The sequence below is a fragment of the Kitasatospora sp. NPDC058492 genome (assembly GCF_042720685.1).
Taxonomy (GTDB): domain Bacteria; phylum Actinomycetota; class Actinomycetes; order Streptomycetales; family Streptomycetaceae; genus Kitasatospora.
Map to the genome: position 1 here is coordinate 1 of NZ_JBHXMU010000055.1, position 22,900 is coordinate 22,900.

Here is a 22,900-nt window from a genome sequence, read left to right on the forward strand (position 1 = left end):
GGCGCGGGGGCCGCGGCCGGGGCGCCGCCCGCCGGCGGGAAGCTGCGCGGGATCGGCCAGGCACCCGGCGCGGGCCCGGCGGGCGCCGCGGGGGCTGCCGGTGCGATCGGTGCGGCCGGTGCGGCCGGTGCGGCCGGTGCAGGGGCCACCACAGGGGCCGCCGCGACCGGCGCGGCCTGCACCGGGGCGGTCTCCACTACGGGCGCCGTCGCCGGAACGGGCGCGGCCATGGGCGCCGCCACCGGCACCCCCGCCGCCATCGGCGCGGCGAACCCGCCCGCCGCCGCCCGGCGCTCCAGCTTGTCCAGCCGCGCCTGCAACGACAGCTCGTCGCTGTAGGCACCCGGCAGCATCACCCGGGCGCAGATCAGCTCCAGCTGCAGCCTCGGCGCCGCGTTGCCGCGCATCTCGGTCAGCCCGGTGTTGACGATGTCCGCCGCCCGGCTCAGCTCCGCCGAACCGAACGCGTCCGCCTGCGCCTGCATGATCGCGACCCGGTCCGCCGGGGCGTCGATCAGCCCCTTCTCCCCCGCCTCCGGCACGGTGGCCAGGATCACCAGGTCGCGCAGCCGCTCCAGCAGGTCGGCGACGAAGCGGCGCGGATCGTGCCCGCCCTCGACCACCCGGTCGATCACCTGGAACACCGTCGCCCCGTCGTGCGCGCCGAAGGCGTCCACCACCTCGTCGAGCAGCGCCGAGTCGGTGTACCCGAGCAACGAGGTCGCCATCTGGTACGTCACGCCGCCCTCGGCGGCGCCGGCCAGCAGCTGGTCCATGACCGACATCGAGTCACGCACCGACCCGGCCCCGGCCCGGACCACCAGCGGGAACACCGAGTCCTCGACCTGGATGCCCTCCCGGCCGCAGACCTCCACCAGGTAGTCGCGCAGCGTGCCCGGCGGGACCAGCCGGAACGGGTAGTGGTGCGTCCGGGACCGGATCGTCCCGATCACCTTCTCCGGCTCCGTGGTCGCGAAGATGAACTTGAGGTGCTCCGGAGGCTCCTCGACCACCTTGAGCAGCGCGTTGAACCCGGCCGAGGTCACCATGTGCGCCTCGTCCAGGATGAAGATCTTGTAGCGGCTGTGGACCGGCGCGAAGAACGCCCGCTCCCGCAGCTCGCGCGCGTCGTCCACACCACCGTGCGAGGCCGCGTCGATCTCGATCACGTCGATCGAGCCGGGCCCGCCGGTCGCGAGGTCGCGACAGGACTGGCACTCTCCGCAGGGCGTCGGCGTCGGCCCCTGCTCACAGTTCAGACAGCGGGCCAGGATGCGCGCACTCGTCGTCTTCCCGCAGCCGCGCGGCCCGCTGAACAGGTACGCGTGGTTGACCCTGTTGTTACGCAGGGCCTGCTGGAGCGGAGCGGTCACGTGCTCCTGCCCGATGACCTCCGCGAAGGTCTCGGGGCGGTAGCGGCGGTACAGGGCTAGGGACACACCCCCGACGATATCGGGACGCACCGACAAACGCGTCGCCCCTCGCCTCGCCACCGTCCCCCGGCGACCGCCCGGGAACGCAAAGACCCCCCGTGCACCCGCCAGAGCCCTCTTACCCTTGCTGCCTTCCGGCCCTGGGGGGGTTCAGAGAGATAACGCCACACGAGGGGCTGACCCCCACACTACCGGATCCGGGCCCCCACGATCCACAGGCAACCCCACCCTCCCGCCTACGGGATTGCTGGTCGCGACCACCCCCGAACATGTACTAAGCTCTCCCACGGAGGATTCGCCTAGAGGCCTAGGGCGCACGCTTGGAAAGCGTGTTGGGGGCAACCCCTCACGAGTTCGAATCTCGTATCCTCCGCCATGGCTGACCAGCCATAACGAAGGCCCCGACCGCTCAGCGGCCGGGGCCTTCGTCGTTGCGTGGTCTCAATTCTGGTCTCAGTTCGAACCCTGGACCCGCGCAGAAGACACTCGGCACCGCCCGAATGACGGCAGCGAGGCTTGTGACAGGGCCCGAGGGCTGCTCCTGGAGCTCCCGCGACCGTGAGTCGCCCTTCCCGTGACCGCCGGACGGCACAGCGTGAACTGCGGAAACTGGGCCCCGCAAAAGCCTCCCGCGATTGTCGGTGCGTCCAGTCATACTGACGGATCAGGCTGCCAGGTCGCCTGCTGAACGACCAGGGCACCGTCGCCCAGGGAGGGAACGCCCGTGTTGGTGCTGTCCGTACAGATCGACAAGTTCCGGAACTTCACGAACGAGCAGACCATGGCCGTCGACGCCAGCGTCACCTGCTTGATCGGGAAGAACGAGTCGGGGAAGACCACCATTCTTCAGGCCCTCCACCGGCTGAACCCTGCGAACAACCCGGACACGTTCGACCTCACGAAGGATTACCCGCGCCGGCACCTGGCCCGGGACCGCCGGACACACAGCCTTCCCAACCTCGCACCCGTGACGGCGGCGTTCGCCCTGGAGGAACGCGACCTCGACGCCCTCGAAGACCAGTGGGGCGTGCGACCCCCGGCCGACGCCCGTATCGAGGCCTCCCGGACCTACGACGACGAGCTCAAGGTCCGGATAGTCTGCGACCTGCACCAGGTCCTGGAGCTGGTCTTCAACGAGGCTGGTATCGATGACCTCGACGACCGCGACTACCTGACCGCTGGCCACGGGAGCACCGCGGAAGTCGTGACCGCAGCGAACGCGCGGTCAAAGGAGCTGAAGGCGGACAAGAAAACCGCCCGCGCCAAGGTCATCGACAAGGTGCCGACCGAGCTCAAGAAGTACCAGTTGCTCCTCGACGGCAACCTGGACGACGACCAGCACCAAGCGCTCGTGGATCTCCTGCCGAAGTTCTTCTACTTCTCGACCTACGAGCTCTTGCCCGGCGAATGCGACCTCCACGACCTCGCCGCCCGCGTCCAGAGCCGCCGCACGCGGCGCGGCGACGCCACCATGCTCTCCCTGCTGCGTCTGGCTGGCGAGAAGCCCGGGGACCTTCTGGACGAGGACTACGACAGTCGCAAGGCCGAACTCCAAGCCGCGAGCATGGACCTCAGCCAGCAGGTTTTCGAGTACTGGAAGCAGAACGACGCCCTCACGGTCGTCTTCGACACCGACCTCGTGGCGATGCCCCCGAACGCCGAGACCGGGCAACCGGAGCCACACCACCGCATTCTCAAGATCGAGCTGCGCGACGAGCGGCACGGGGTGGAGACCAACTTCTCCACCCGCTCCACGGGCTTCCAGTGGTTCTTCTCGTTCCTCGCAGCGTTCAGCGCCTACCACGACCGCGGGGAGCGGGTGGTAGTCCTGCTCGACGAGCCCGGTACCAGTCTGCACGGCGAGGCCCAGGGCGACTTCCTTCGCTACATCTACGGTGAACTGGGCACCACACAGCAGGTGTTGTACACCACCCACTCCCAGCACATGATCGACCCGACGCGGTACGAGACCATGCGCGCCATCCATGACCAGGCAACTCGCCAAGACCCAAGTCTGGGAGTGGTCGTCACGCCCGTGAGCCTGTCGGCGGACCCCAAGACGATCCTGCCCGTGGAGGCCGCTCTTGGGTACTCCGTCGCCCAGCACCTCTTCCTGGGAGCCGGGCCGCTCCTGGCGGTGGAGGGCAGCAGCGACTTCGTCTTCCTGATGCGCGTGTCGGACTACCTGATCAACAGAGGTCGCACCGGTCTCGACCCGCGTCTGGCCATCATCCCGGTGGGCGGCGTGGGCAACATGCCAGCCTTCATCGCGGTCATGGGCCGGAGGCTGACGGTCCGCGCCATCATCGACGGCGCGGAGGCCACCAAGGTCACCTCCAAGGTCTTCAGCGCGGCCGAGGCGGCGGGCGTCGAGCCCTCCAGCATCATCGTCATCGGCCAGCTCGGCGGTCTGCCCGACACCGCTGACATCGAAGATCTCTTCACTGCCAAGGACTACCTCTGGCTCTACAACAAGGCCGCAGGCAGCTCTCTTACCGAGACCGACCTGATCCACACGGAGAAGCCCACCCCGATTCTGATGCGCCTCAAGATCGCACGCGAGAAGCAGGGCAAGCCCAGTGCCTTCGACCACGTTGGGCCTGCCCACGAGCTCACCCGCCACCGAGACGAGTTCTTCAAGCAGGTCGACGACCAGACCCTCGACCGCTTCGAAGAAGTGTTCAAGAAGCTGAAGGTCGTCTCCTGACCTCTTTCTCCCTCTGTGGCCCCGTTCGCTCGAACGGGGCCACAGAGGATCTACCGGCTCACTCGCTTGTGAGCCCCCCCTGGATCGTCACTCTGCGGTTTCCACCGCAGATCCGCTCCAGAGCAAGCCACCGATCTTCCGCCCGACGTCGTGCAGCATCGGGTCGGTGACGTGCTGGTAGCGCTGGGCCATGGCGGTCGAGGACCAGCCCATGATCGCCATGACGATCCGCTCCGGCACGCCGAGCAGGAGCAGAACGGTCGAGGCGTTGTGGCGGGCGTCATGAAGGCGGCCGTCGCGGATGCCGGCCTCGCGCAGGAGCCGCTTCCAGTGGTGGTAGTCGGTGCTGGGGTTGAGCGGCTCGCCGGTCTCCGAAGTGAAGACATATCCCTTGTCCGTCCAGAGGTCGCGCGCGAGCGCCCGCTCGCGGTCCTGCTCCTCCTTGTGCAGCCGGAGGATCACGACGAGCTGCTCGGGCAGCGGCACCGCGCGCCGCCCGGCCCGGGACTTGGTGTCCTTGGTCTCGCGCCGGACCAGATCCTTCTGCGGACAGAAGCCGGGCTTGCGCCCGCAGCGGTCACCACAGCCGTGCCGGTACTTGGGCCGCAGCCGGCCGCGCCGGACCCAGGCAACGCCTCGGGAGAAGTCGACGTCCTTCCACTGGAGCCCGAGCACCTCGCCCTGCCGCAGGCCAAGGGCGAGCGCAAAGATCCAGCGGGCGGAGTTGCGGCGCTGACGCGCCGTCTCCATAAGCGATTGGACCTCCTCGATCTCGAACGGCTCGACCTCCTCCTCTTCGAGCTTCGGGGCCTTGGCGATCGTGGCCACGTTACGGGTGAGGTGTTGGCGCCGTACCGCCTCGCCGAGGGCTACCCGGACCGTGCGGTGGGCCTGGTGGGCAGTCCCGGCGGCGCTGCCGCTGGCCTGCATCTTCTTGTAGAAGCGCTCCAGGTGCTCGGGCTCCAGCTTCTCCAGGCGGTGCGCGCCGAGGCCGGGGACGAGGTGCACGCGGACGGCAACCTCGTATCCGGCGTACGTGTTCTCGCTGACGGTGCCGGGGACGATCTCGGTGATCCAGTGGGTCAGCCACTTGTCGACCGTCCACTTCTGGCCGGCCTTGTGCACAGTGCCGTCGTCACTCAGCTGCTCCAGCTTGCGGACCTTGGCCGTGACCTCGGGCCGGGTCTTGGCACTGACGTGGCGCCGGTCGGGGGTGCCGTCGTCCTTTACGCCGACCGTGACGCGGCCGTGCCAGCGGCCGTCACTGCCCTCGTAGATCGAGGAGTCGCCGTTGGGCTTGCGGGTCTTCGCCATCTGCGCCCTCTCAGGCCGCAAGGGCGACGTTCGAAGCGGCGGCGGCCGTGCGGGCGGCCATGTACTCCTTGAGCGCCTCGGCGGGCACTCGGCGGAGGCGGCCGATCGTCACGGACGGGACTTCGCCGGAGGCCACCAGGGCATACATGGTCGTCCGGCCGACGCCGAGACGGCGGGCAGATTCCTCGACGGTGAGGGCGACGAGCGTCGGGTCGGCTGCACCACCGCCCTGATCTGCGATCAGGCGGAGGAGGACGCGCTCGGTAGTGCCGAGAGCGCGGGCCACCCGGGCAAGCTCCAACGATGTTTCGGGCATGGGTGTCCTATCCCGGCGGCGCTTTCGGCTATGCGCCGCCGTTGTCGGTGTTCCAGGGATGGGCGAATCGGTTGTATGGGCCCGCGTTTTGGCCCCGGCGTTCGTAGCACCGAGGGGTTGCGGAAGGCATGACGGGTCGAGGCTCCACAGGCGGGCAAAGCCCGTGGTCGGACCGGCGGGAGGGGACGTTAGCGGTTGATTACGGCCGCACCAAACCACCGAACATCCAGCATGATCTGGTCCTCATCGGATCAGCGGCAGGAGTGACGTGCGGACTCGGCAACGTGCGGCAGGCACCCTCAAGTGGCCAGGGCCGCCGTTGGGGGCGACGGGCTACGTCGCGGCTCCTGGGTCAGCGAGACCCTAGGCGTCGGGCGAGCCGGGCGGAAGGCTCGGCGAGTGGTGGTCGTCACCAGCGTCGTCAGCCACGACCTGGGTGATCATCGCGCTGATGAGTTCGGCAAGGTTCGGGTGGGCTGCGCCGTAGGCATCGAGCGCGTAACGGGCGCGATCCATCTCCTTGCGAGCGGCGACGGACTTATGCCAGCTCTCGGCAAACTCCGCCAGCAACCGCTTCACGTGGGCGTTGGCAGCGATCTCGGGTGGCCCGACCAGGTTGTCCAGGGAGATGCCGAAGACCTTGGCGAAGCCGATGGCCTCGTCCAGGTTCACCCTGCGACGCGGTTCGCCGCTCTCGATGCGCCACACCGCCGACTGGTTGAGCGGGTAGCCGGCCTCTGTCAGGCGCTCCGCGAGCGTGGCAGTACTCCACCCGCGCGCCTCGCGCTCCATCTTGATGCGTTGGGCGACGTTCTCCTCCCCTTCCAGTCGCCGTCTCGGATCCGCACCAGTCACGGTCAACCCTCCATGCATTGTTGTTAAGCCCATTTGCAATGCGCCGCCGCGCAGATCGTGCGTCGTGACGCCCAACTGCGGTCACTACATGCCACCGGCATCCGCACGGTCCAGCACGCGCTGACTCCGGGCGCCGACCCGGACGAGATCCGTACGACCGTCGAGGCCGAGATCCGTGCCGAGCGCGAACGCGCCCTGGCCTCCGGTAGCAGCCGCCTGTCTCGCTACATCGTCAACGGCTGGGACTTCGTCACCAAAACCGGCGCGAACAAGGAACCGCTATGGGGCACCCGAGAACAGACCGCCTGGGCCTCCGGCGAGAGCCTGATGATCGTCGGCGCGCCCGGCGTCGGCAAGACCACCATCGCCCACCAGGTCGTCCTCGCCCGCCTCGGCCTCCAAGCCGCCGTCCTCGACCTCCCCGTCGCAGAGGGAGAACGCGTCCTCTACCTCGCCATGGACCGCCCCCAGCAGATCGCCCGCGCCATGGCCCGCCGCATCCTGCCTGCCGACGAGGCCCACCTGCGCGACCGCCTCGCCGTGTGGCAGGGACCGCTCCCCGCCACCCTCGACAAGGAACCCGACCTCCTCGCCGAACTCGCCGCCGCCCACCGCGCCGACACCATCGTCATCGACAGCCTCAAGGACGCAGTCAGCACCCTCGTCGACGACTCCCTGGCCGTCGCCTTCAACAACGCCCGCATGCGGGCCCTTCGCGCAGGCGTCCAGATCATGGAGCTCCACCACCAGCGCAAGGCCACCGCCGACGCGCCACGCGGCCAGCGACCCACCCTGGACCGGGTGTACGGCTCGACTTGGCTGACCGCCGGAGCGGGCAGTGTCCTGTTCATCGCTGGAGAGGCCGGCGACCCGGCGGTCACCATTCACCACCTCAAGACCGTGACCGGCGAGATCGGCCCGCTGCCGGTCGTCCACGACCACCAGCGCGGAACCACCTACGTCGAGCCGACCCTGGACCCGGTCACCCTCCTGCGCGCCGCTACGGACGGTCTGACCGCCCGTGACCTGGCGACCGCCCTGACCGGCGAGGCCAACCCCGACCGCGCCGACATCGAGAAGGCCCGCCGCCACCTTGACCGCCTGGTCAAGAGTGGGTTGGCGGTCAAGGCCGAAGGCACCACCGGTGGCGCCGGGGGCGGCCAGCAGGCGCGTTACCGCCCCTCCGCCCGACACATCACCGCCGTCTCCTGACTGCCAGCGCGGTGACAGGAGTGACCGAGGACAGCGCAGTGACCGAGTCTCCGGTCAGTCCGTCGTACTGACCGACCGCAGTGACCAGAGTTCCGGTCAGCCCGGTGGCTGCGACCGACCGGACTGACCGGGGTGACCCTCGGCCAGCGGGCAGCGCCGACCGTCGCAACTGCCCCGCCGGTGAACGGGCGGATCATCGCCACCATGGGGCACCTTCCGGGCGTGGACCGCACACGGGACCGTCCACGCGCGCCTTCCGCAGAGGGCCTTGCGAGAGCCGTTCACACCGTCCACGCTCGGCAAAGAAACCGCAGGTAGAGCGATCACGGAGGCGTACACGCCGTCCACGCGACCCAGCGTTCACGCGCGAGCCCCCCTCTAATAGGGGGCTCGCGTGTACGCCCCGTCGTGAACGCCCTGCCATCGAGGAGATGGCCGAGTTTCCACCGCACGCCGTAACGTCCACTGGCCCGGCCTGCAAGGCTCACCCACATCTCGAACTGACGTCAGACCAGCGGAAGCCGGAGCAAGTTGTGGGATAAGCGATGCTTACCCCCGGCACCGCCAAGGCGGAGCAAGTTGTGAGGCAAGGAGTCCTTACCTCGCCTGCACCTCGCAGCGGATGGAGTTGCCCTCGCCCAGGGGTGCGAGGACAACGCGAATAACCTTCAGGGCAAGATCTTCAGGGACCAGCAACGCAGCCCGACCCAAGCCGGACAGTGCGGTGAACGCTGGCACGGTACTGAAAGCCCCACACCGTGGCCCCCGACCACCGGTACGGTAGCAATCCGTAGCGGCTTCAACACGGCATGGGGGCCAGCGTGGGGGGCAGTGGCATCACGTTCGGCAAGTTCATCGCGCTCCGTCGCGCCGAGATGGAGTGGACCCAGCTCCGTCTCGCCACTGAGCTCGACCGCAGCGAAGTCTGGATGTCGCTGGTCGAACGGGACTTGCAGCGGGTGAAAGACCTGACCCTGCTCCGGCGCCTCGCGCAGGTACTGCGCTGCGAGCTCAACGAGCTGATGGCCTTACCGCAACCGGCCTCCGAGCGGCCAAGGTCCCGCCCTCGCAAGTCCACCTCCGTTACGCTGACGAGCAGTTCCGCTGCCGAGGAGGACGATGTGCGACGCCGCCCGTTCCTGACCCTGGCGGCTGCCGCCCTGTTCACCCCGGTCGCAGGCCAGCAGGCCGCGCACGCCGAGACGACCTCACCGCTGGCCGGTCTGGAGGACCTGCTGCTCTACGGGACGGGACGGGTTCCGGCACCCCGCAGCGAGCCGACCCACGAGTTCGTAACCGCTTCTCTCCTGACGTCTCGTCGCGAGTTCAAGGCAGCACAGTACAACGCACTCGCTGAGGCCCTGCCGAGCCGGATCGCCGCCGCCCAAATGGTCGGTAGCACCGAGGAGCGGGCCCTGAACGTCGCCCAGCTCTACAACCTCGCGGTCCGGCTGTGCATCAAGATCGGCGACAACAACCTGGTGGCCATCACCGCCGACCGCGCGCTCACCGCCGCCCGGGACGGCGGCGACCCGCTGGTGGTCGCCGAGGCACAGCGGATGGTGTCCAGCGCCTGGCGCCGGCAGGGCAGCCTGGCCCGAGCAACCGACATCGTGGTCGTCGCCGCCGAAGACCTCCTCGTCGACACCGCGGTGCCCGAGTCCGCCCGACTGGCCGCCCGTGGTGATCTGTACGCCACCGCGGCCTACACCGCCGCAAAGACCGGAGACCGGGCCTACGCGCACTCGCTAATCCGGGAGGCCGCCGACAGCGCCGCAGCCGCCAGCCGGGCCTCCGGCCTGATGGACGGCGTCCAGGGCATCGCCCTGCACGAGTTGTCGGTGCACTACGAGCTCGGCGACGCCGGCCGGGCGATCGAACTGGCCTCCACGATCGACCCCACCGCGCTGCCGACCGCCGAACGTCAAGCGCGCTTCTTCACCGACGTGGCCCGCGCGTTCGACCAGTGGGGCAAGCCCGAACAGTGCTACCGGGCTCTGTTGGCCGCCGAGGAAGCAGCCCCGCAGGAAGTCCGCCGGGGTGCCGTCCGCGACCTCGCCAGCACCCTGCTGCGGCACGACCGCAAGCTGCCCGGAGTCCGGGACTTCGCCACCCGCGCGGGCGTGCAAATCATCTGACCCGTAGCCGGACTACGGGCCGTAGTCCGGCTACGGATCCGGCCTTTCGCCCGGCAGTTCACTGGGGAGCGTCCACCCCTCCCCCGCTGCCGAAGGCCCTCCCATGCCAACGCCCAGCACCTCCCCGCCGCCCGCCAGCCGGCGCCACGTCGCCCCGGCGGACCGCGACCGGCTCGGCACCTTCCTCACCGCCTCCTGGGCCGCCCTGCACCTGCCCGTGCTCACCCTCCTCGGCCTGGCTGTTCACAACCACCCGGCCGAGGCCAGCCCTCAGAGCGCGGCGACCGCACCCGATGCACCTGCCTCCTGAGGCCCCCAGGGGCCGTCGCGACGACCCCGCTCTCCTTCTTCCACTCGCTCGCCCGAGAGGAGACCCAGCCATGCACCGGCTGACCGACGCGCCCGCGCTGCACACCGAGTTGGAGCGCATCGACTACCGCACCACCCCCGCGTACTACTTCGACATCGAGCACGTCACCGACCCGGTCGTGCTGGAGCTGCTGAACTGCTGCCCCACCGTGTTCGGCCTCAAGAAGGCCATCACCAACCTGCTGGCCGGCAACCTGGACATCCCGCTGCCGGACGCGACCGGGACCATCGAGCCCGGCGCCACCGTTCGGGGCCACGTGATCGTGGCGCCCGGAGCCGTCATCGCCGAAGGCGCGTTCGTCACCGGCCCGGTGCTGGTCTGCTCCGGCGCGGTGATCGAGGCCGGCGCCCGGGTGCGCGGCAACACCGTCGTCGGCCCCGGCTGCCGCATCGGCTTCGGCGCCGAGGTCACCCGTTCCTTGCTGACCGGCGGGGTCTTCATGAAGCACACCAGCTTCGTCGGGGACTCCGTGCTCGGCCTCGGCGTCAACATCGGCGCATTCGTATCCACCACCGGCCTGCGGGTCACCTCCGGGCCGGTCACCGAACCGGCCACCGAAGAGGTCTGCGCTCACCTCGACGGCCGGCGAATCGCCACCGGCCAGACGAAGTTCGGCGCGGTGGTCGGCGACGGCGTGATCGTTCCCGCCGGCACTGTGCTCCAGCCCGCCACCCTGATCGGCGCGCACACCCTGCTCTACCCGAAGACCCAGGTCGGGGGCTTCTTCCCGGCCGGAAGCCAGGGAAGGTGACCATGCCCACCACCGACACCACCACGACGACCGACCAGCGGGCCGTACGGATCACCGGAGGCCGCCGCCTGGCCGGCACCGCCACTGTCCAGGGCAGCAAGAACATCGCCCTGCACCTGTACGCCGCCGCGATCCTCGCCGACGACCCGCTCACCCTGGCCGGTGCGCCCGAGATCCTGGACACCCTGGTCGTCGCCGACATCCTGCACCGCACCGGCACCCGCGCCACCGTGACCGGCGACGAGTTCGCCACCCGACCGGCCGACTCCTACTTCCCCGTTATCCCGGACGACCTCGGACGGCGCATCCGCACCACCGCGGTGATGGGCGGAGCTCTGCTGGCCCGCGCCGGCAAGGTCACCTTCCCCACCCCCGGCGGGGACGCCTTCTGCGCCCGCTACATCGACCGGCACCTGGCCGCGATGGAAGCCGCCGGGGCCGAGGTCGAGGTGAATCGGGGCCGGGTGCGGGCCCGCTTCACCGGTAAGCGGCTGCCGTTCATCACCGATGCCGAGACCCGCTCGTGGGGGCCGAGCCTGGGTGCGACGGTCACCGCGATGCTGCTGGCCGCCCGTACCCCGGGCACCTCCTCGATCCTCAACCCCAGTGTGGAGCCCGAGGTCACCCACACCGCCGCCCTGCTCTCGCAGGCCGGCGTCGGCATCGAGTGGCGCGGCAGGACGGCGCTGAACGTCACCGGCACCGACCGCATCCGGGGCGGGGTGTTCACCGTGCCGCCGGACCGGCTGGAGGCCGCCACCCTCGCGCTGGCCGCCGCCATCACCGGCGGCGCCGTCCACCTGGACGGCTTCCCTCCGGCCGCGTTCCCGGACGGGCTGGTGTCGGTGTTCGCCGACGCCGGAATCCAGCTCGACCCGCTGGACGGCGGCACGGCCGTCAGCCTCCCGGCCGGGCCTCGGCCGGTGCAGATGGCCACCGGCCCGCACCCGAGGTTCCCGACCGACGTGCAGCCGCAGCTGACCGCCTTCCTCACCCAGGCCGAGGGCACCTCTCGCATCGACGAGCGGATCTACACCCAGCGCGACACCCACCTGTCGGCCTTGGCCTCGTTCGGCGCGGCCGTCAACGCGAACGGCTCGGTGATCACCGTCCGGGGCCGGTCCGCCCTCACCGGCGCCGGCGTGGCCGGGGAGGACATCCGGGCGGTGACCGCTCTAGTGATCGCCGCGCTGGCCGCCGAGGGCACCTCTACGATCCGAGGGATGTATCACCTGCGGCGCGGATACGGCAGCCTGCTGCCGAAGTTGGCCGCGCTCGGTGCCGACCTGACGATCGACCAGGAGTAGCCGTGACCAACCCCGTGCCGTGGAAGCCGAACGCGCTCGCCGACCTGCGCGAGTGCCTGAACCTGATGACCGCTGACAGCACCGTGCCCGGTGGAGTCATCGCCCACGGCACCTTCGACACCGAGCCCGGCTACCTTGCCTCCGGTGTCGTCGCCCCCGAGTGCGGCGACGCCCGGCCGGGGCCGGACACGGTGTACGACGTGGCGTCGCTGACGAAGGTCCTGGCCACCTGGCCGCTGGTCGGCGCTTCCCTCCTGGACGGCTTCACCCTGGACACCCCGATCCGCGAACTGCTGCCCGACATCCCGGCCGACGCCCCCGGCGGCCGGGTCACACCCCGACAGATCCTCGCCCACACCTCCGGGCTCCGCGCCGACACCCGCCTCGACCAGTACCGGGGCCGCCCCGAACCGCTGGCCCAGCTGATCTGTGGAGAGGCCCTGATCGCCGATCCCGGGGCCGGACACCGCTACATCAACCGCGGGTTCATCCTCCTTGGCCTGGCCCTGGCCCACTATCGCTGCCAGCGCCTGGACGAGCTGGCGGCCGAACTCTGGCAGCACCTCGGCATGCCGAACACGACGTACGGACCGGTGCCCCGCTCCGCCCGGGTCGCCCCGACCGAGCAGCGGCTGACCGGCGGGCCCCGGCTGTGGGGCATGCCGCACGACGACAACGCCGCCCTGCTCGGCGGAGTCGCCGGCCACGCCGGGGTGTTCACCACCCCGGCCGACCTCGCCGCCTTCGCCACCCACCTGCTGACCCCGCACGCTGCCGGCGCTCCCCTGGGCCGCTGGCTCACACACAGCATGCAACCGCAGGCCGCGATCGAACCGGGCCTCGACCGTGGCCTGGCCTGGATCCTCGCCGACGAGGGCCGGGTCGCCTACCACCACGGCTTCACCGGGACCAGCCTCTACCTCGCCCCGGCCACCGGCCGCTACCTGGCCATCTGCACCAACGCCGTCTACCACCACCAGGACAACCGCACCCGCCTCGCCCCGCTGCGGACCCTCGCCCTGAAGGCGATCACCGACGAACCCTAGGAGGGCCACCCGTGCCCAGCACCACGCTCGCGTCCCTCACCACCCTGCGGCTCGGCGGCCCGGCCAGCGACGTCCTGCAGGTCGCCGACCCCGACGACTGGTTCGAACTGGTCCGCACGATCGGCGACCGGCAGGAGGACGCGCCCCTCACCCTCGGCCACGGCAGCAACGTCATCGCCTCCGACACCGGCCACGAGGGCACCGTCGCCGTGATGAACACCCGGGGCATCGCCGTGAAGCGGGTGGACGACGACACGGTGGCCGTGACCGTCCAGGCCGGCCACCCGCTCGCCGACCTCGTCCAGTGGGCCTCAGCCGAACACCTCGCCGGAATCGAGTGCCTGGCTGGCATTCCCGGCACTGTCGGGGCCGCCCCCGTCCAGAACGCCGGAGCCTACGGCCAGCAGGTTTCCGACACCCTCGACCACCTCACTGCCTGGGACTGGGACATGGGCCGCCTACGGACCCTGCCCGCCCAGGCGTGCCGCCTCCGCCACCGCGACAGTCGCTTCAGGAACGACCCCGGCCGCTGGACCATCCTGACCGCGACGTTCCGCCTCAACCGCTCACCGGCTGCGCCGATCACGTACCAGCCGCTCGCCGACGAACTCGGCGTCCCTGTCGGCGCCCGACCGCCCGTGGCCGAGGTGGCCGCCGCCGTCCTCGCCAACCGCCACCGCCGCGGGCTCCTCCTGGACCCCCACGGTCCCGAGGCCCGCCAGGCCGGATCGGTCTTCCTCAACCCGCCCGTCACCGCCACCCAGGCCACCCGCCTGTCCACCGCCGGCTGCCCCGTCCACACCGACAGCGACGGACAACTCCGGGCCAGCGCCGGCTGGCTGCTGGAGCACATCGGCTACCGCCCCGGTTACAAGATCGCAGCCGGCATCCGCTGCTCGGAACGCCGCACCCTCACCCTCACCGCCCACGACGGCGCGACCGCAACGGGCTTCGCCCAAGCCCTCACCGAGCTCTCGGCGCAGGTCGAGATCGCAACCGGGATCAAGCTCCGGCCCGAGCCGACGTTGGTCGGCGCCTGGGCATAAGAAGTCCGGGGGAACCAAGACCTCCAGGGCCGCCAAGACCGTCCCTCTTCGCACCGTGGAATCTCGTCTTCATGCACTCCGTGCGACGGCGGCTTCCCGACCCTCGGCTACATCGCCGAGCGCTCGAAAATCCTATATGCGTCTTATATTCACCATCCAGCTCCCCCTAATAGAGCATTCTTCATACCGCTTTTGAACCCCTCGCGGGCATCCCAAGAATCACCCCAGAGCGCTTCTTGCAATCCCGCCCACGCCCGGTCTAACCTTCCGGCCATCGAGGAAGATTCCATCGCTGCCACGGAATGTCGAATTGAAGTATAAAGAGATTCGTCTGGATAGCATCCTAGCGGACCGTCCCGTCCGAGTGAGTTCAGTAGAGGACGACCTGGCCGCGTCGATCAAGCGAAACTGGGTAAACGTTCCACTGATGGTGAACCCGGAAAACAACCGGCTCATTAGTGGTTACCGTCGATATGCCGCATGCCTGACGACTGGCAGGATTCTCGTGCGCGTCGGAGTTCCTGCAGATGCCCTGGAGGGATGCGAAGAGATCCGAAAGCATCTCGAGGATCCGAATATTCGGGCGGTACCACTTTATCCGCGCGAGCGACTAAACCTCGCTCTTCTACTTGGAGAACTCCCCAGGCCTGCGGAAACGGAGGCGGACTCCTTCAAGTTTGATACACACATCGGGCCAGCAGTCGGCCTCACCTCCAGCATTCTATGGAGGCTGCGATCCACTCTCGGAAAGACTTGCGAGGGCGAGGCCGCAGTGAGCGAGAAGACCGCGACAGCCCGGAGATCTTTTGCCCTGATGCTGGAGGCTGTCGAATACCCTCCGGCGGGCATGACAGCTGGCCAGGCAGTTCGTCAGCTGCACGACCTCCTAAAGAAAGGGATCTGCCCCCCATCGCTGCATGACCTGGCGTCGGGGGCACCGAGGGAAAAGCCCGCCGGATCACCGGTTCCATGGCAGAGAAACCACGCTCGACCAGATGCACCCAAAAGGATCGTCGCTTCGGAGGTCCGGCGAGCACTGGATGCGATCTCCGGAGCGTGCGTCGGGCTAGCCAGCCTTGGAACGTCAGGCCTTCCAAGGGAAGAGGTCGACCACGCCAATCGCGAGGTCAAAAGCATTAGTCAGCTCCTTCGCCAATTCACCAAGAGCCTGCCCACGGGAGAATTGAAATGACATCAAATGGCAAGATTTCCGGAATCGAAATGATTGCACCCGAGAATGTAACTGCAGACTCCAGGGTAAATACCAGGCCCGTCGACAAGACTTGGGTCCAAAGGAAGCACCGAGAAGGGTACGACGAGAAACGCATCGGCGTACCAACAGTCTCCGCTCGAAGCGATGGGACGTACGTCTGGCTCGATGGCCAGAACCGCGGAGCGCTGTGCGTGATGGCTGGCCGAGGCGGCGAGAAAATCGCCATGAAGGCGTTCAGAGGGCTGAGCCTGGCAGAAGAGGCTGAACTCTTCCTCGGCCTCAATGACAACCGCAGGGTTGCCCCCATCTACAAGTTTGCTGCCGAAGTCACCGCATGCCACCCAGAAGCGGTTTCCATCAGCCGGATTGTGGCGGAATTCGGTTGGGCAGTTTCCGATGCTGGAAACCCCAACAACATCGCAGCAGTGGCGGCCCTGAGCTCGATCTATCGTTCTACGACACCGACAGGGAAGACCCTCCGCTTGGCGCTCTCCGTCCTCACGCAGGCCTGGGGGCACACTCAGGAGGCTGTCACAGCCCCATTGATGCTCGGGCTTGCATCGGTCTTGAATGAGTGCCCAAACCTCAACGCGGCGTCGCTAATCAAGAAGCTCAGCGTCTACGACGGCGGCCCGTCGAGTCTGCTCGGCAAGGGGCGCGGCTTCCGGTCGGCCACAGGCTGCACTGTGCCACAGGGCGTCGACCAGGTCATCAGGATGGTCTACAACAACGGGCGCCGGGCTGGCCGCCTGAACACCTGGGGACCGCCGGCGGCTCGGACAGCGGCACCTCAAGAGCAGCTATCCGTTCGACTCTGACATCGCCACACTGCAGCCTCGGCAACAGACCTGCCACACCTGCCGTGCCTCTGAAGGCCCAGACGGCGACGCCGCCTGGGCCTTCAACTATGCCGTTCGGCGCGATACCCATGCCGGAACAACGAGCGCCAGACGTAGAAACAAGTGAAGACTAGTAATAGAGACAAGCATCGGTTAGTACATAGACACCAGGATATGTGACGTGCGAGTATCCAACTGTCCGCCAGACGGCGGACCCTTCGGGAGGGAATGGCATGTCACAGGAGCAGCAGTTCATCTCGGTACCGGTGCCGAGTCAGCACGTCACGCAGGTGTACGCGCTGCTCGCGGAGCTCGCCGGCGTCACGACGGCACGGTCTGCGGGAGGCACCGCCGCTCCACTGGAGGATGGCGAATGGCCCTTCGTCGAGTGGAGCCTGCATGACCTGCGCAAGCTGACGGAGGATGCGCTGGACTCCGTACAGGTGGTCACCGGCGTACTGGACATCCTGGCCAAGCAGCCTGGTGAGCGAGTGAGTTACACGTCTCTCGTCGAGCTGCTCAAGGTCGACCGGAAGCGCCTGCGGGGCGTCCTGTCCGCGTTCACCCGTGTCGTGCACAAGCACTACGGCCGACGGAACTGGCCGATGACCTGGGTGGAGGCCCCCAGCGAAGGTGCCGAGTTGAAGTCCGAGTTCTATTACACGGTGAGCGTGACCACCGCCGCACGGTGGCGGGAGATTCGTCCTCAGAGCTGACGGCGGCCGAAGCTCGCATCCGCCCCCTCGGGAGGGGCCTGAGACGACTAGGGAGCGTATTTGGTCGTGATCAAGGGTTGGCTCTGGTGAGGTCTTTGATCCAGATCATCGCGCCGCGGAGGTGGAGGCCAGCAAGGTAGCTCGCCGGGGTCTTGTCGTAGCGGGTGGCGATGCCTCGCCAGGCCTTCAGCTTGTTGATCAGGCGCTCGACGGTGTTGCGCTCCTTGTAGAGGTCGACGTCGTGGCTGACGGGCCGGCCACCCCGGCCGCCCTTCTTCTTCCGGTGCGCGGCCTGGTCCTTCTTCTCCGGGATGACCGCCTTGATCGCGCGCCCGCGCAGGTGGGCGCGGTTGCCGCGGGACGAGTAGGCCTTGTCCCCGGCGACCGCGTCGGGCCGGGTGCGGGGACGGCCGACCGGCCCGCGGACCCGGACCTTCTTGAGCACGGGGACGAACTGCGGACTGTCAGCGGCCTGCCCCTCGGTCAGAATGAACGCCAGCGGGCGGCACCTGCGCTCGCCGGCGACGTGGACCTTGCTGGTCTGTCCACCCCTTGAGCGCCCAAGCAGGGCGGCCTTCAGGCGGAGCTTGCACCGGCGCCGGAGGCGTCGCCGCTCTTCCCGTTCCGGGTCGCCCGCAGCGCCCTGTCCGTCTTGTCCTTGCGGGTCACCCCTTTTTGCCGGGCCTTCTCCGCCTCGTCGGCCGCCTTCTCCAAAGCGGCCAGCGCGTCGGGACCCAGGTGCATCCCGGCGGCATCGTGGTGGGCCCGAACAGTGGTGGAATCCACACTGACCAGCGATAAGTCCACCTCGCCCCGCCTCGCGGCCTCCGCGATCGCGCCCTCCAGCAGGGCTTCGAAGACGCCCGCGTCACGCCACTGCCGGAAGCGATTGGAGACGGTCGACCACGCGCCGAACTCCGCCGGCATCTCCCGCCACTGCCCACCGGTCCTGAAGCGCCAGATCACGCCCTCGAACTGCTGCCGCAACCGCTCCGGATACGGGCCGTACTCGCCGATCGGCAAGTACGACCCGATGAACTCCCACTCCGTATCTGATAGTTGCGCTCGCGTCACGCAACATGGTCTACCTGATCGGGCCACGCCATGAGGGCGAATCCCACATATTGATCACAACCGAATACGTGCCCTAGTTCTGGTTGCAGTTCTGGTTGCATTCACCCCCGTCCAGGATCGCTCAGCACCCAGCCGAAGGTGCGCTCCACCGCAGGTCGGGACGCCTGCGGCCCTCCCCGGACGGTCGGACGAACATTTGGAAAGCGTGTTGGGGGCAACCCCTCACGAGTTCGAATCTCGTATCCTCCGCCGGCAGAAGGCCCGGACCGTTCCGACGGTCCGGGCCTTCGTCGTTTCGCGGCGCGGGGACACCGCTGGGTGAACTCCGCGCGCTGGGCGGTTCGGCTGCGGCATAACTTTGAGTTATGAGACTTCACTCTTCGCGCACGAGGTTCTGGGGGCGGGTCGGCGTGGTCGCCGCCGCCGCGGTGGTGTTCGGCGCCACGGCGGTGGGTGGCGCCGTCGGCCGGGCGCCGTTCCTCGGGCCGCTGAACACCGTGTCACCGGTCGCCTCGACCGTGCCCGCGAACGGGGACCAGAACCCGTACGGCACGTTCGTGGTCCAGCACAGCGTGGGCAAGCTGCGCCGCGGCAACGTCCTCATCAGCAACTTCAACAACGGGCAGAACCTGCAGGGCACCGGTACCACCCTGGTCCAGGTCAGCCCGGACGGCACCGTCGGCGAGTTCGCCCGGATCGACCCGGCGAAGCTGCCCGGGCCCTGCCCCGGCGGGGTCGGGCTCTCGACCGCGCTGACCGTTCTGCCGGGCGGCTGGGTCGTGGTCGGCAGCACGCCCACCACCGACGGCACCTCCGCCACCGTCCAGGCCGGCTGCCTGCTGGTCCTGGACAGCAACGGGACGGTCCGCGAGACGATCGTCGGCGACGGCATCAACGGCCCGTGGGACATGACGGCCGCCAGCTTCGACGACCGCGACGAACTGTTCGTGACCAATGTGCTGAACGGCACGGTCGCGGGCGGCGGGGCCGAGGTCGACCAGGGCACCGTCCTGCGGATCACCCTGTGCCGGCAGGGCGACGCACCGCCGCAGCGGCTCGCGACCACCCGGATCGGCTCGGGCTTCGGCCAGCGGACCGACCAGGCCGCCCTGGTGATCGGCCCGACCGGCGTCGGGCTGGGCCACGACGACACGCTCTACGTGGCGGACACCCTCGCCAACCGGATCACCGCGATCCCCGACGCCGTCCACCGCACCACCGACGCGGGCACCGGCACCACCGTCAGCACCGGCGGCCACCTCAACGGGCCGCTCGGCCTGGCCGTCGCCCCGGGCGGCGACGTCCTCACGGTGAACTCCGGCGACGGCAACCTCGTCGAGACCACCCCCGCCGGCGACCAGGTCGCCGTCCGCACGCTCGACAGCAGTGGCACCCCGCCCGGCGCCGGCGCCCTGTTCGGGCTCGCGGTCGACCTCGACCACGACGCCGTGTACTTCGTCGACGACGCCGCCAACTTCCTGAACGTCCTCCACTGACCGCAACGGGCGGCGACAGCCGGAAGACCCGGACCGCCTCACGCGGTCCGGGCCTTCGTCGGCTCCACGGCCCCGACTGGCCGGCCGGTACCGGAAGTGGCTTCCGCCCTCCCGTGCAGCGCCGCGAGGTGGACTAATCGAGCCTTAGTCTCGGAATTAGTCCAGGTTAGTACCTGGACACCTGGACACATGGCGTGCAAGTATCTGTCCTGCCGCCAGACGGGCGACACGTCGGAGGGGAAGAAACATGACGCAGGACAGCCAGCAGTTCATCTCGGTGCCGGTGCCGGCTCAGTACGTCACGCAGGTGTACGCGTTCCTCGCGGAGCTCTCGGGGGCCGCTGCGGGGGCCGCGGTGGCGGCGGCGGCCGAGAAAGGGCCGCAGGAGGACGGCGAGTGGCCGTTCGTCGAGTGGACCGTGCAGGATCTGCGCCGGCTGACGGCCGATCCGCTGGACTCGGTACAGGCGGTGACCGGGGTGCTCGACATCCTGGCGAAGCAGCCCGGCGAGCGGGTGAGTTACACGTCCCTGGTCGAGCTGCTCGACGTGGACCGGAAGCGGCTGCGCGGCGTGCTGTCCGCGTTCACCCGGGTCGTGCACAAGCACTACGGCCGGCGGAACTGGCCGATGAGCTGGGTGGAGGCGCTCAGTGACGGGGCCGAGTTCAAGTCGGAGTTCTTCTACACGGTGAGCGAGACCACCGCCAACCGGTGGCGGGCGGTCCGCGCCCAGGGCTGACGGCACCCAGGACTGACGGCGCGCAGCCGGTTCGAGGCGGACGCCGCGGTCAGGCCGCGGTGTCCAGCCGCCGGCGCTGGTCCTCGTCGAGCACCAGGTCCAGGGCGGCCAGACTCTCGTCCAGCTGGGCGACGGAGCTGGCGCCCACGACCGGGATCGTCGGCACCGGGTGGCCCAGCAGCCAGGCGAGCACCACCTGGTTGACGGTGGCCCCGGTCTCCTTCGCCACCTCGGCCAGGGCGGCCAACTGGGCCTGCACCACCGGCCACTGGTACTTCTCGGACAGCGGCCGGTCGGGTCGGCAGTACGCGCCGCCGAGCAGCGGGGAGTACGCCAGCAGCAGCAGCTCCGGCCGCTGCGCGACGTACGACAGCAGCTCCTCGTCGGCGTGCTTCTGGATGCCGAAGTCCGCGTCCGGCCGTGGCCGGAGGTAGCTGTGGCGCTGCTGGACGCACCGGCAGCCGGGCCAACCCCGCTGCTCGGCAAGCTCGTTGGCGGCGGCCAGGTCCGCGGCGCTGTGGTTGCTGCAGCCGAGCCGGCCGACCTTTCCGTCGGCCACCAGCTCGGCGAAGGCCCCGAGGGTCTCCTCGACCGGGGTGGACGGGTCCGTCACGTGGGCGTAGTAGACGTCCACGCGGTCGGTGCCGAGCCGGCGCAGGCTGCCCTCGGCCGCGTTGTGCAGCGCAGCGGCGGACAGCCCCTCCATGTGTTCGGGGAAGGGGAGTTCGGACACCGGGCGGGCTCCCGCCTTGGTGGCGAGGACCAGTTCGGCACGGTTGCGCCGGCGGGCGATCCAGCGGCCGAGCAGTTCCTCGCTCTCGTACCCCGTCCCGCCGGGGGCCCAGAAGGCGTAGTTGTTCGAGGTGTCGACGAAGGTCCCGCCGGCCTCGGTGAACCGGTCCAGGATCGCCGTCGCGGTCTGCTCGTCCACGGTGGTGCCGAAGGTCATGGCGCCGAGGCACAGCGCGCTGGCCTTCGGTCCGTCAACTCCGAGGCTGCGGTACAGCATCAGTCATCCCTCCCAGGGGTCGGTAATGGTGGTGCGGGCCACGATCGGGGCGTGGCGCGCCGCGATCCGGTCACCAGAATCATCACCCCGGCCGCGCCCGACTCGGCCAATGCGCAGACCAGCCGGGAAACCGTCCGATTCGTTCAAGACGGGGCGTCCGGGCGCCGCCTACCGTGACGGGCATGAACAGCACACCAGCACCGCAGTTCGCCGTCGTGGGCCTCGCCGTCTTGGACCTGGCCGCCTCGATCGCCTTCTACCGGCGGCTCGGACTCGCGTTCCCCGACGGGGCCGAGCAGGAGCCGCACGTCGAGGCCGTGCTGCCGGGCGGGCTGCGCCTGGCCCTCGACCCCGAGTCCACCATCCGCTCGTTCCACCCGGACTGGCGTCCGCCGGCGGGCGGCGGCCGGACGGCACTGGCGTTCCGGTGCGCCGACCCCGCCCAGGTGGACGCGGTCTACGAGGACCTGGTCGGCGCCGGGTACCACGGCGAGTTGAAGCCGTGGGACGCCTTCTGGGGCCAGCGGTACGCCGTGGTGCACGACCCGGACGGCAACGGCGTCGACCTGTTCGCGCCGCTGCCGGGCGCCACGGACTGAGTCAACGGGGCAGCAGGGCGGTCGCCGGCATTCCCGCCAACTCCCGTACGTCGCGCGCCAGATGGGCCTGGTCGGCGTAGCCCGTCCGGGCCGCCGTCTCGGCGAGGGGCACGCCGGAGCGGGCCAGCGCGAGGGCGCGCTGCAAGCGGAGGATCCGGGCCAGGGTCTTGGGACCGTAGCCGAAGGCGGTCAGTGAGCGGCGGTGCAGTTGCCGCGCACCGAGGCCGACCGCCTCGGCGGTCGCCGCGACCGAACGGCCGGCCGCCAGGGCATCGGCGACCGCCCGGACGAGCGGGTCCACCGGCCGCGCGTCGGCCGCCAGGCGCAGCGCCAACTCCTCCAGGGCCACGGCCGGGTCGGGCGCCGCGTCGATGCGCCCGGTGCGGCGGCGCACCTCTGCTCCGGGCCGGAGATCGGCCAGGTCGACCCGCCGGTCGCGCAGTTCGTATGCGGGCACGCCCAGCAGGGCGGGGGCGGCGCCGGGCGGGAGGCGGACGCCCGCCCACGGGCCGCGCAGCCCCGGTCCGAGCTGGAAGGCGCGGGTGTCCGGCCCGGCGACGAGGAGCCGGCCCTCGGTCCAGAGCAGGTCCATGCAGCCGTCGGGCAGGACGAGCCCGGCCGCGCCGCCGCCCGTGCTCCCGACGGCCCGGCGCCTCCACACGACCGCTCCCGGCAGCCTCGACGCCCGCTCCGCGTACTCGGGGGACATGAGGCCCAGGC

General features: G+C 69.5%; 18 protein-coding genes, 1 tRNA gene, 1 other RNA gene and 2 pseudogenes. 14 read left to right on the plus strand and 8 right to left on the minus strand.

Annotated elements, in window-relative coordinates:
• On the minus strand, nucleotides 1–1,439 hold a 1,439-nt coding region (locus ACFWPI_RS29510), incomplete at its 3' end, for a DNA polymerase III subunit gamma and tau (RefSeq protein WP_380425156.1).
• Between the two features lie 81 nt (nucleotides 1,440–1,520).
• An RNA gene (gene ffs, locus ACFWPI_RS29515) (signal recognition particle sRNA small type) lies at nucleotides 1,521–1,611 on the minus strand.
• A 110-nt stretch (nucleotides 1,612–1,721) separates the two neighbouring features.
• Between ffs and ACFWPI_RS29520 the strand changes: the two genes are divergently transcribed.
• Nucleotides 1,722–1,809 (plus strand) — tRNA-Ser (locus ACFWPI_RS29520).
• Between the two features lie 348 nt (nucleotides 1,810–2,157).
• The gene (locus tag ACFWPI_RS29525) at nucleotides 2,158–4,140 is read left to right on the plus strand and encodes an AAA family ATPase (RefSeq protein ID WP_380374479.1); all 1,983 of its coding nucleotides are present in this window, start codon (nucleotides 2,158–2,160) and stop codon (nucleotides 4,138–4,140) included.
• An 87-nt stretch (nucleotides 4,141–4,227) separates the two neighbouring features.
• On the opposite strand, the gene ACFWPI_RS29530 is transcribed toward ACFWPI_RS29525, so the two are convergent.
• The 3 genes from ACFWPI_RS29530 to ACFWPI_RS29540 all read right to left on the minus strand — a co-directional run bounded on the left by ACFWPI_RS29530 (nucleotide 4,228) and on the right by ACFWPI_RS29540 (nucleotide 6,700).
• The gene (locus ACFWPI_RS29530) at nucleotides 4,228–5,454 is read right to left on the minus strand and encodes a tyrosine-type recombinase/integrase (RefSeq protein ID WP_380374481.1); all 1,227 of its coding nucleotides are present in this window, start codon (nucleotides 5,452–5,454) and stop codon (nucleotides 4,228–4,230) included.
• 10 nt (nucleotides 5,455–5,464) lie between these two features.
• Nucleotides 5,465–5,770: an excisionase family DNA-binding protein gene (locus ACFWPI_RS29535; protein WP_380374484.1), complete on the minus strand. Its 306-nt coding sequence runs from the start codon at nucleotides 5,768–5,770 to the stop codon at nucleotides 5,465–5,467.
• Nucleotides 5,771–6,133: 363 nt separating this feature from the next.
• A complete protein-coding gene (locus ACFWPI_RS29540; RefSeq protein WP_380374487.1) occupies nucleotides 6,134–6,700 on the minus strand; it encodes a helix-turn-helix domain-containing protein in 567 nt (188 codons plus the stop codon).
• Between ACFWPI_RS29540 and ACFWPI_RS29545 the strand changes: the two are divergent.
• From ACFWPI_RS29545 to ACFWPI_RS29585, 9 genes and pseudogenes are all read left to right on the plus strand, one after another.
• Nucleotides 6,674–7,837: pseudogene (locus ACFWPI_RS29545) on the plus strand (AAA family ATPase); the annotation flags it as partial. The gene ACFWPI_RS29540 and the pseudogene ACFWPI_RS29545 overlap by 27 nt on opposite strands.
• A gap of 821 nt (nucleotides 7,838–8,658) precedes the next feature.
• Complete coding sequence (locus ACFWPI_RS29550; RefSeq protein WP_380374489.1) at nucleotides 8,659–9,975, plus strand: XRE family transcriptional regulator; 1,317 nt, start codon at nucleotides 8,659–8,661, stop codon at nucleotides 9,973–9,975.
• A gap of 103 nt (nucleotides 9,976–10,078) precedes the next feature.
• Nucleotides 10,079–10,285: a hypothetical protein gene (locus tag ACFWPI_RS29555; RefSeq protein ID WP_380374491.1), complete on the plus strand. Its 207-nt coding sequence runs from the start codon at nucleotides 10,079–10,081 to the stop codon at nucleotides 10,283–10,285.
• A gap of 70 nt (nucleotides 10,286–10,355) precedes the next feature.
• Complete coding sequence (locus tag ACFWPI_RS29560; protein ID WP_380374493.1) at nucleotides 10,356–11,096, plus strand: hypothetical protein; 741 nt, start codon at nucleotides 10,356–10,358, stop codon at nucleotides 11,094–11,096.
• A 2-nt stretch (nucleotides 11,097–11,098) separates the two neighbouring features.
• Nucleotides 11,099–12,403, plus strand: coding sequence for a UDP-N-acetylglucosamine 1-carboxyvinyltransferase (locus tag ACFWPI_RS29565; RefSeq protein WP_380374495.1), 1,305 nt, complete (start codon nucleotides 11,099–11,101; stop codon nucleotides 12,401–12,403).
• Between the two features lie 2 nt (nucleotides 12,404–12,405).
• The gene (locus tag ACFWPI_RS29570) at nucleotides 12,406–13,449 is read left to right on the plus strand and encodes a serine hydrolase domain-containing protein (RefSeq protein WP_380374498.1); all 1,044 of its coding nucleotides are present in this window, start codon (nucleotides 12,406–12,408) and stop codon (nucleotides 13,447–13,449) included.
• Between the two features lie 11 nt (nucleotides 13,450–13,460).
• Nucleotides 13,461–14,495, plus strand: coding sequence for a UDP-N-acetylmuramate dehydrogenase (locus ACFWPI_RS29575; protein WP_380374500.1), 1,035 nt, complete (start codon nucleotides 13,461–13,463; stop codon nucleotides 14,493–14,495).
• A gap of 1,188 nt (nucleotides 14,496–15,683) precedes the next feature.
• Nucleotides 15,684–16,526 (plus strand): DUF6551 family protein, encoded by an 843-nt coding sequence (locus ACFWPI_RS29580; protein WP_380374502.1) that lies wholly within the window; start codon nucleotides 15,684–15,686, stop codon nucleotides 16,524–16,526.
• A gap of 254 nt (nucleotides 16,527–16,780) precedes the next feature.
• The gene (locus ACFWPI_RS29585) at nucleotides 16,781–17,263 is read left to right on the plus strand and encodes a hypothetical protein (protein WP_380374504.1); all 483 of its coding nucleotides are present in this window, start codon (nucleotides 16,781–16,783) and stop codon (nucleotides 17,261–17,263) included.
• A 70-nt stretch (nucleotides 17,264–17,333) separates the two neighbouring features.
• On the opposite strand, the pseudogene ACFWPI_RS29590 reads toward ACFWPI_RS29585, so the two are convergent.
• Nucleotides 17,334–18,337 (minus strand): annotated as a pseudogene (locus ACFWPI_RS29590) (IS5 family transposase).
• Between the two features lie 365 nt (nucleotides 18,338–18,702).
• Here ACFWPI_RS29590 and ACFWPI_RS29595 point away from each other — a divergent pair.
• Both ACFWPI_RS29595 and ACFWPI_RS29600 read left to right on the plus strand, forming a co-directional pair.
• On the plus strand, nucleotides 18,703–19,833 hold the full coding sequence (locus tag ACFWPI_RS29595) for a hypothetical protein (RefSeq protein WP_380374506.1): 1,131 nt from the start codon (nucleotides 18,703–18,705) through the stop codon (nucleotides 19,831–19,833).
• Between the two features lie 247 nt (nucleotides 19,834–20,080).
• On the plus strand, nucleotides 20,081–20,572 hold the full coding sequence (locus ACFWPI_RS29600) for a hypothetical protein (protein ID WP_380374508.1): 492 nt from the start codon (nucleotides 20,081–20,083) through the stop codon (nucleotides 20,570–20,572).
• A 49-nt stretch (nucleotides 20,573–20,621) separates the two neighbouring features.
• Here the strand turns inward: ACFWPI_RS29600 and ACFWPI_RS29605 are convergent, their stop codons facing one another.
• Nucleotides 20,622–21,581, minus strand: a complete 960-nt coding sequence (locus ACFWPI_RS29605) for an aldo/keto reductase (protein WP_380374510.1) — start codon at nucleotides 21,579–21,581, stop codon at nucleotides 20,622–20,624.
• A 182-nt stretch (nucleotides 21,582–21,763) separates the two neighbouring features.
• Here ACFWPI_RS29605 and ACFWPI_RS29610 point away from each other — a divergent pair, with 182 nt between their 5' ends.
• Nucleotides 21,764–22,180 carry a VOC family protein gene (locus ACFWPI_RS29610; protein ID WP_380374513.1) on the plus strand — a complete coding sequence of 139 codons (417 nt, stop codon included), beginning with the start codon at nucleotides 21,764–21,766 and terminating at the stop codon, nucleotides 22,178–22,180.
• Between the two features lies 1 nt (nucleotide 22,181).
• Here the strand turns inward: ACFWPI_RS29610 and ACFWPI_RS29615 are convergent, their stop codons facing one another.
• On the minus strand, nucleotides 22,182–22,889 hold the full coding sequence (locus ACFWPI_RS29615) for a helix-turn-helix domain-containing protein (protein WP_380374515.1): 708 nt from the start codon (nucleotides 22,887–22,889) through the stop codon (nucleotides 22,182–22,184).
• Nucleotides 22,890–22,900 lie beyond the last annotated feature (11 nt).

Bases quoted from the DNA above. Each gene is read 5' to 3' on its own strand.
- ACFWPI_RS29530 (WP_380374481.1), bottom strand. From the start codon at position 5,454: ATGGCGAAGACCCGCAAGCCCAACGGCGACTCCTCGATCTACGAGGGC.
- ACFWPI_RS29535 (WP_380374484.1), bottom strand. From the start codon at position 5,770: ATGCCCGAAACATCGTTGGAGCTTGCCCGGGTGGCCCGCGCTCTCGGC.
- ACFWPI_RS29555 (WP_380374491.1), top strand. From the start codon at position 10,079: ATGCCAACGCCCAGCACCTCCCCGCCGCCCGCCAGCCGGCGCCACGTC.
- ACFWPI_RS29560 (WP_380374493.1), top strand. From the start codon at position 10,356: ATGCACCGGCTGACCGACGCGCCCGCGCTGCACACCGAGTTGGAGCGC.
- ACFWPI_RS29565 (WP_380374495.1), top strand. From the start codon at position 11,099: ATGCCCACCACCGACACCACCACGACGACCGACCAGCGGGCCGTACGG.
- ACFWPI_RS29580 (WP_380374502.1), top strand. From the start codon at position 15,684: ATGACATCAAATGGCAAGATTTCCGGAATCGAAATGATTGCACCCGAG.
- ACFWPI_RS29585 (WP_380374504.1), top strand. From the start codon at position 16,781: ATGTCACAGGAGCAGCAGTTCATCTCGGTACCGGTGCCGAGTCAGCAC.
- ACFWPI_RS29595 (WP_380374506.1), top strand. From the start codon at position 18,703: ATGAGACTTCACTCTTCGCGCACGAGGTTCTGGGGGCGGGTCGGCGTG.
- ACFWPI_RS29600 (WP_380374508.1), top strand. From the start codon at position 20,081: ATGACGCAGGACAGCCAGCAGTTCATCTCGGTGCCGGTGCCGGCTCAG.
- ACFWPI_RS29605 (WP_380374510.1), bottom strand. From the start codon at position 21,581: ATGCTGTACCGCAGCCTCGGAGTTGACGGACCGAAGGCCAGCGCGCTG.
- ACFWPI_RS29610 (WP_380374513.1), top strand. From the start codon at position 21,764: ATGAACAGCACACCAGCACCGCAGTTCGCCGTCGTGGGCCTCGCCGTC.
- ACFWPI_RS29615 (WP_380374515.1), bottom strand. From the start codon at position 22,889: ATGTCCCCCGAGTACGCGGAGCGGGCGTCGAGGCTGCCGGGAGCGGTC.